6 protein-coding genes are annotated in these 7,337 nt (G+C 60.5%); 2 read left to right on the forward strand and 4 right to left on the reverse strand.

Annotated features, from left to right (window positions below):
* Nucleotides 1-1,570 precede the first annotated feature (1,570 nt).
* From IVB32_RS03870 to IVB32_RS03885, 4 genes are all read right to left on the reverse strand, one after another.
* Nucleotides 1,571-2,062 carry an ester cyclase gene (locus IVB32_RS03870; RefSeq protein ID WP_157642969.1) on the reverse strand — a complete coding sequence of 164 codons (492 nt, stop codon included), beginning with the start codon at nt 2,060-2,062 and terminating at the stop codon, nt 1,571-1,573.
* Nucleotides 2,063-2,100: 38 nt separating this feature from the next.
* Nucleotides 2,101-3,309 carry a PLP-dependent aspartate aminotransferase family protein gene (locus IVB32_RS03875; protein WP_247360215.1) on the reverse strand — a complete coding sequence of 403 codons (1,209 nt, stop codon included), beginning with the start codon at nt 3,307-3,309 and terminating at the stop codon, nt 2,101-2,103.
* A gap of 97 nt (nt 3,310-3,406) precedes the next feature.
* Nucleotides 3,407-4,390: an MDR family oxidoreductase gene (locus IVB32_RS03880; RefSeq protein WP_247360296.1), complete on the reverse strand. Its 984-nt coding sequence runs from the start codon at nt 4,388-4,390 to the stop codon at nt 3,407-3,409.
* Nucleotides 4,391-4,403: 13 nt separating this feature from the next.
* Nucleotides 4,404-5,072, reverse strand: a complete 669-nt coding sequence (locus tag IVB32_RS03885) for a TetR/AcrR family transcriptional regulator (protein ID WP_018456524.1) — start codon at nt 5,070-5,072, stop codon at nt 4,404-4,406.
* Between the two features lie 235 nt (nt 5,073-5,307).
* Between IVB32_RS03885 and IVB32_RS03890 the strand changes: the two genes are divergently transcribed.
* Together IVB32_RS03890 and IVB32_RS42975 are read left to right on the forward strand one after the other, a co-directional pair.
* On the forward strand, nt 5,308-6,303 hold the full coding sequence (locus tag IVB32_RS03890) for a tripartite tricarboxylate transporter substrate binding protein (RefSeq protein ID WP_018456525.1): 996 nt from the start codon (nt 5,308-5,310) through the stop codon (nt 6,301-6,303).
* A gap of 18 nt (nt 6,304-6,321) precedes the next feature.
* Nucleotides 6,322-7,337, forward strand: a 1,016-nt coding sequence (locus IVB32_RS42975; protein ID WP_247409878.1) for an acyl-CoA dehydrogenase family protein, incomplete at its 3' end; no start/stop codon positions are given.

The following is a 7,337-nucleotide window of genomic DNA, read 5'->3' on the forward strand; positions in this document are numbered from 1 at the left end:
CCCCCAATCCCTGCAATCTCAAATGCCGCCGCAACCGGAAAACTGACTCCTGCTCAATCGCTTAGTGCCTTGTTCACGGACGACCAGGTAGGCTGTCATCACCTGGTCGACGATGGAATGGCGGAGGCGGGCATATCCGTCCGAGCCAGGATTTGCGCAACATCGGCACCCCGGACTGCGGAAACCAAACCCACCAGCGAAACGAAAGCCGATCCGCCATAGATTCCTACACAGACCAGGACGGCCAACACGACGCCGATCAGCCATTTCATGGAATTGCAATGGAGCCAAATGAGCTTTGTTCCAAGGCCAGCGCGCGCCGGACGCTCGTTAACAGTCGCCAAAGGCACTCACGAGACCAATCGAAATGAGAACGACCGCAAGGCACGTCCATAAGGCTGGTGAGCTGGAGCCGATACGGCGATAAGGATCGCGACGCCGAGGACGACGATGAATACCGAGGTCGCATAGGCAACCGCATTATCCATCGGTCTGAGGGAGGCTTTATGGGCATCCGACTCTCTGGATGTCGAAATGTTCCTATTGAGCGGCCGGCTTCAAACCAAAGGACTGGTGCGGGATTTGACCGGCGGTTTCGACGTCCCTCTCGTCCGAGATGCCCCAGGCTGACACTCCGAAACAGACGGTCAGGAATACGGCCGTCACCAACAGCAGTTGCTAAACTTCAAAGTCGAGCCCTCTTACTTCGCGGGCTAGTCGAGCAACGCCGTGGCCGAGGGGGTGAATAGCGACGTACCTGCATCTTGTTGGCGAGAACGTCCCTGGCGTACAGCCTCTTCTTCTAGGCAGGAAACGGTCCGAAGGACACAGCCTTTCTATTGCTGCTGGCCCTTGGCGACGGAGCCGTCCTCATCGTCGGGGCCTTTGCGGCCGCGCATAGCTATTGACCTTAGGAATCTATGGTGGTCGCCGGCTCACGCTGGCGGGCGCATGGCAAATACAAAGGCCGCAGCGGGAGGTTAAAACCGCTGCGGCCTGCGCACCGTCAAATGAACCCGGGTTAAAAAGACAAGTGAAATATGTAGCCAGCCCCGGTGACAAAAATCTGCCCTAGCTTGGTCTCGTTTGCAACCACCGTTTCGGCGGAACCGAACTCCACTGAATGGGCATTTAGTTCCGAGAACGGAACGATTTTGCTGTTCTCCCGGCGAGCCAGAGCGTGGCGGTGCCAAACGACAAACCCAAGCAGTGGACCGAGGCGCGGTAGACGCTGATCAAACTTTCGGCTTGGCCGCGGCTGAAATCTTAACCGAGGTTTGAGGTATATCGCGTGCGTAAAACGCGCGACAGGAGACATCGACATTTTGCTGCGAAGCGAGAGGGGTGCTGCACACAGAGAGTAGCCGTAAAAGGCGCTGCTAAAATTCCTCTATGCTGGCTCGCCAAACCCTACGGGAAAGCAGGGAATGGTGAGGCCGCCGCGTCTTACCGCACAACGAGGCGCCCGCCCTCAGCGGACGTCTTCGTTCTTGAAGGTTGGAGGCGTCTACATCGCTTGTCTGCGTTTCCAGAGGTGGTCCGCTCGGCGCGAAGGGGCATGGAGCATGGGCTACTTGTTTGTTGTGAATTCCGGTTCGCTAGTTGTATCCGGCGCGAGACGACCCATCAGTCCATGGATGTCGCCCAAGACCCACAGATCGCTCACCTTGTCGCCTCGAAACGTGAAGATCGGCGCACCGTACCACCACACGTGGCGTCCGGTGGGCGCGTGGCCGAACATCGGCTTTCGATGGATGCCGTGGAAGCGCAGCTTGCCCGAGACTGCGTTGTCCTCCTCGAGGAGATCGAGGATGTCAGACGTGTAGTTTTCCAGGGAGTCTGTCACCCATCTGACGTAGTCCGCGAACTGATCGAAGCCGACGAGGACAGGACCGAGAGAGCCCCGGAAGGTGAACCCAGGCTGAAATATTTCGGGGATTAGAGCAACATCCGCATTGTCCCACATTTCCTTGTAGAACTTTCGGACGATCTCTTTCTGAGGGCTTAGAGTAATCCGAGCAAAGTCCATGGCGGGCTCGAGTCCTGGCGGCGGCGCAATCATCTTTGGCCTCTCCTTGACTTACGTTCGTTGCGGGCGACCTAGAGACGATTCAGGGACTGCTCAAGGTCGCCGAGCAAATCTGCCTCGTCTTCCAGACCAACCGAGAGGCGAATCAGGTCATCTCCGACTCCCCTTTGCAGGCGCGCTTCAGGACGAACGGCGCGCCGGGCATGAACCAGGCTCGCGGGATGCATGATAAGCGTTTCAGCATCTCCAAGACTGACGGCAAGCGTAATGAGCTTGAGGTGGTCGAGAAAACATCGGGCGGCATCAAAACCCCCGCGTAGACCAAAGGACAGCATTCCAGAGCCCGCTGACATTTGTCTCTTTGCGATTGCATGCCGCGGATGGGACGGCAGAAATGGATAATTCACCCACTCTACCGCCGAGTGGGCATCGAGCATGCGCGCAATCGCAAGTGCGTTGGACCCGTGGCGGTCCATTCGGAGAGGAAGCGTCTTGATCCCGCGCAGAATCAGAGAAGAAACCATCGGCGACATGACGGCACCGGTGATGTAGCGCAAGCCGCGATCACGTATTTTTTCGATCAACTCGGTCCGTCCCAGCAGAGCCCCTCCAAGAACGTCTCCATGCCCGCTGATATACTTGGTAAGGGAGTGGAGCACGATGTCCGCCCATTGGAGAGGCCTCTGCAGCGCGGGAGATGCAAATGTGCCGTCGACGATGACCAAGAGGCCGGCCCGCCGAGCACGTTGCGCAATGGCTTCGATGTCGAGCACGTCTCCTGTGGGATTGACCGGCGTCTCAAAGTAGACGGCTCTACTGCGAGATGTGAGAACAGTATCCAGATTGGCGGGATCATTGAGATCGACAGGGATGGTCTTTATGCCGAAGCGCGGCAAGCCCTGTTCCGTCATGGTCGTCGTATTCGAATACAAGGTCCGATGGACGATGAGTTCGTCATCTTGGGATAAGAGCGAAAGTACCAAGGCACCGAACGCGGCCATTCCCGAGGCCAGTACGACGGCGTCTTCGGCACCCTCCAAGTTTGCCAAACGGGATTCCAGCAATGCGGTCGTCGGATTGAACTCCCGCCCATACAGTTTGCCCCCCAATGCGGCCACCGCATCTAATTCGGCGACGCTGTCGAAGGCGAAGGTCGACGTCATATGAATGGGATGGGATACCGCGCGAGAGTGATGGGCAGGGTCATAACCATGGTGGATCGCTCGCGTCGAGAACCCGAACGCAGGTTCATCCGTTCCAATTCGTTCCGAAGCAGCCATATTTGGGGATCTCCCATTTTTTGGAGAGCGGTCATTGCTTTCAGATTTACCCCGAGGCGGACCGCCACGGTCGCATCGCTCTACTTTTCGGTCGAAGTCATCTATTGACGTTGACGACGGTGCGCCCGCGCACTTGGCCACTCATCAGGCCGCCAGCCGCGGCGACGACCTCGTTCAGACCGATCTCGACCGCCGTCTTCTCCAGATCGGCTTCGGTTAGCAGGGAAGCGAGACGATCCCAGGCTTCGACGCGTTCTGCCTTCGAGCGGGTCACGCTGTTGATGCCGAACAGCGCCACTCCTCGCAGGATGAAAGGGGCGACGCTTGCGGGAAATTCCAATCCTTGCGCCATGCCGCACGCGGCGACCGCTCCGTCCGGTTTGATTCCGGCGCAAACATTGGCGAGCGTATGGCTGCCTACTGAGTCGATCGCGGCGATCCATCGTTCCTTCTGCAGCGGCTTGCCGGGCTGTGACAATTGTGACCGGTCGATGATCTCGGCAGCGCCCAGGCTCTTGAGATATGGCTCCTCGTCCGGTCGGCCGGTCGAAGCCACGACGCGGAAACCGAGCTTGTGGAGAAGCATGATCGCGATGCTGCCGACGCCTCCGCCGGCCCCGGTCACCAGCACGTCGCCCGCGCCAGGACGGATGCCATACTTCTCGAGGGCTACGACCGACAGCATCGCGGTATACCCGGCGGTACCGATGATCATCGCGCGGCGGGAAGGCATCGAGGGCGGCAGCTTGATCAACCAGTCGGCCTTGACCTTTGCTCGCTGCGCCAGGCCGCCCCAATGTTGTTCGCCGACACCCCAGCCGTTGAGAACTACGCGGTCCCCCGGCGTGTAGGTCGGGTCGGAGCTCGACGACACCACGCCAGCGAAGTCGATCCCGGGCACCAGCGGGAAGGATCTCACGATCGGGCCCTTGCCGGTAATCGCGAGGCCATCCTTGTAGTTCAGCGTGCTGAACTCGACTTCGACCGTCACCTCACCGTCGGGGAGGCGGCTGTCCGGTAATTCAGTGACGTCGGCGCGATATCCCCGCTCGTCCTTCTCGATCAACACGGCTTTGAACAACTCGAACTCCTCTTCACGATTTTCTTCTGGACCTGGCCTTCGGCTCGTCCGGACGCGGCAGGCCGGCGACGAAACCGGCGATGAAGGTATCAAGCGGGAGGCCGTTCTTGACGAGGCGCGCACGCATCACCGCTCCCTCCCAGCCGATCCAGAAAAACTCAGCCAGGGCATCGCAGTCCGCGCTGCCGATCTCGCCAGCCTCGTATGCGCGTTCCAGGCAATGCGCCACCTTCCGCTGCCATCCTTTGACGATCTCGTCCAAGGCGGACCTGTAATCGTCGGGCAGCGCTTCGACCTCTTGGCTGAGGTTTCCGACGAGGCAGCCGCGCGTATAGCTGTATTTCGCCATGCCCGCTTTGGCGCCTTCGACGAAAGCTCGCATCCGCGCCAACGGCGCAAGCGTTCCGTCGTCCAGGGCGCGGTCCAGCTTGTGCCGGAAGAAGGAGTCGTAGGCTTTCATGATTTCGCGGCCGTAGTCGGCCTTGCTTTCGAAGTAGTGGTAGAACGAACCCTTTGGCACGGTGGCGCGGCGCAGCAGCGCGTCCAGGCCCGTAGCTGCAAAACCTTGTTGGGTCATCACCTCCATTCCGCAACGGATCAGAACGTCGCGGGTCGGCGCATAGCCGACTTGGTTTCGGCCCTGCCCATTGAGCTCGCGGTGGTTGTCCGTAGATTTCGCCATTTGTGTTCTCTGTAGACCGATCGTCTAGAACACAACGACGGGGTTTGGCAACCCTGGAAGGTTGGGCTGCCGGGCGGCACATTCGGCTTAGATGTGGCGTAACAGGCATGATGCACGCTTTTTCCGCAACGTTTGCCCGGTCAATGTGCGCCTCCTGGTCGGATCACGATCGTTTCACACTTGACACAAAGTGTCCTTGGCTTGAAGGTGGGTCGTCCTTCGAGGGAGGTGCTGCATGTTTCGATCACTCCGAAAAACTGCGTCGATTGGCGCCGGCGCCGCCGTTCTTTGTCTCGGCTTCCTTGCTGGACCGATCGAGGCCGCCGATGCTTATCCCTCAACCACGATTAAGCTGGTCGTCGGATTTCCCCCCGGAGGGCCAACGGACATCATCGGCCGGGTGATCGGTCGTCTGCTGGCGAAGGAGTTGAACCAAAACGTCATCGTCGAGAACAACGGCGGCGCCGGGGGCATGATCGCCGCGTCCAACGTCTCGCGCGCAAACCCTGACGGCTACACGCTTCTCGTCGCGGTGGAGTCCTCCAATACTCGCGCAAAGGCACTGTATTCGTCGGTGCGCTACGATCAGCAGAAGGGCTTCACCTATATCCGCAAGGTTGCGAAACAGCGGAACCTGCTCGTGGTGAACCCGAAGCTTCCAGTGTCCACTGTTCCGGAACTCGTGGCCTATCTGAAAGCGCACCCTGGAGAAGTAAACTTCGGCGGGACGTTCGGGGCGACGTCCCATGTCGGCGGCACGCTGTTCGACATGGCCTATGATACGAAGATGACGTTCATCAACTATTCGGGCGGCAATCAACCGATCGTCGATTGCATGTCGGGCATCCTGCAGGTGGGCTTCTTCACCGAAGCCACGATCGGCCAGCAGGTCAAGGCCGGATCCCTGAAGGCGCTCGCGGTGACGTCGGCCGACCGGTCGCCGGCCTTCCCGGATCTGCCGACGATCGAGCAGGCCGCTGGCAAGCCTCTCGATATCTCGCCGTGGTTCGGGGTCGCGGGTCCGCCGAACCTTCCCGCGGACGTCGTCGCCAAGGTTGGCGCCGCACTTGACAAGGCTTCGAGCGACCCGGAATTCCTCAAGCAACTGGAAACGATCGGCGCCACGCTGATCACAGGTTCAACGGTCTCGACCTTCACGGCCGAGGTCGGACAGGAAGAGGCCTACTGGAATAAGTGGGCCAAGGACATTGGGGCGCCTCTTCAGAAGTAGCTCGCCGAAGGATCTCCTGTGGACTTCTATTACCAGTATGACGTTCATCTCTCCGCCGAAGAGCGTGATCACGTGGCGAAGGCGCGGGCGTTCTGCGCCGGTGCCTTCTCCGAGAGCGTCTTCGCCGCGCACGTGTCAGGTGACGCGTTCCCGCAGAGGTGGATCGCCGAGTGGGCCGCTCTCGGCATGCTGGGCCTCCAGGCCAAGCGCGCTCACGGTGGCTTGGAAGCATCTTATTTGTGCAAAGTCCGCGTCGCGCAGGAAATGGCGCACCACGGGTTTGCGGCAGCGTTCTGCCTGAACCACCATCAAGGCGGAGCCACGCGCCTATCACAAACCGGTACGTCGATCCAGATCGAGCGCCTGCTGCAGCCCGCGTTGCGCGGCGAGCTTCTTCTGACAACCGCCATGACGGAGCCAGCTGGTGGCAGCGATGTCTCCGCCCTGACCACCACCGCGGTTCCAGTCAACGGCGGCTGGGCTCTGAGCGGCACCAAGGCGTGGATGACCGACGGCCTGCTGGTCGGTGGTCTGATCGTCCTGGCCCGCGTCGGAGACGCTGCGGGGACCGGTGAGATCGCCAGCTTTTACGTGCCTTTCGGCCAAGCCGAGACGGTGAAGCGGACCGAGATCGTCGTTCCCGGAGCGCGTTCCTTCCGTCTGGCCGAAGTGGCCTTCGACGCCCACTTCATTCCCGATTGGTGTCTGATCGCAGCGCCCGGCGCCGCGCTCAAGGCATCGATGGCATCGGTCAACGCGGCCCGCGTTCACGTGGCCGCCATGTGCGTCGCAACTCTGCATGCGGCGCTGTGCGAGGCGGTGGACTACTGCGAAGGCCGGCAGGCGTTCGGAAAGCCGCTGACCGGACATCAGGGCCTGCGCTGGGAGCTGGCGGAGGTGTCGGTCCGGCTTGAGGCCGCCAACGCGCTCGTCTTCCGCGCCGCCGAGCAGATACAGACCGGGGGAAATCCGGTCGCCCTCGCGGCGCAAGCCAAGAAGTTCGCTGTCGACACCGCGCTTTGGGGCATCGATCA

The organism is Bradyrhizobium sp. 23, assembly GCF_023073295.1.
Lineage (GTDB): Bacteria > Pseudomonadota > Alphaproteobacteria > Rhizobiales > Xanthobacteraceae > Bradyrhizobium > Bradyrhizobium canariense_D.

Bases quoted from the DNA above. Each gene is read 5' to 3' on its own strand.
- IVB32_RS03890 (WP_018456525.1), top strand. From the start codon at position 5,308: ATGTTTCGATCACTCCGAAAAACTGCGTCGATTGGCGCCGGCGCCGCC.
- IVB32_RS03885 (WP_018456524.1), bottom strand. From the start codon at position 5,072: ATGGCGAAATCTACGGACAACCACCGCGAGCTCAATGGGCAGGGCCGA.
- IVB32_RS03870 (WP_157642969.1), bottom strand. From the start codon at position 2,062: ATGATTGCGCCGCCGCCAGGACTCGAGCCCGCCATGGACTTTGCTCGG.
- IVB32_RS03875 (WP_247360215.1), bottom strand. From the start codon at position 3,309: ATGGCTGCTTCGGAACGAATTGGAACGGATGAACCTGCGTTCGGGTTC.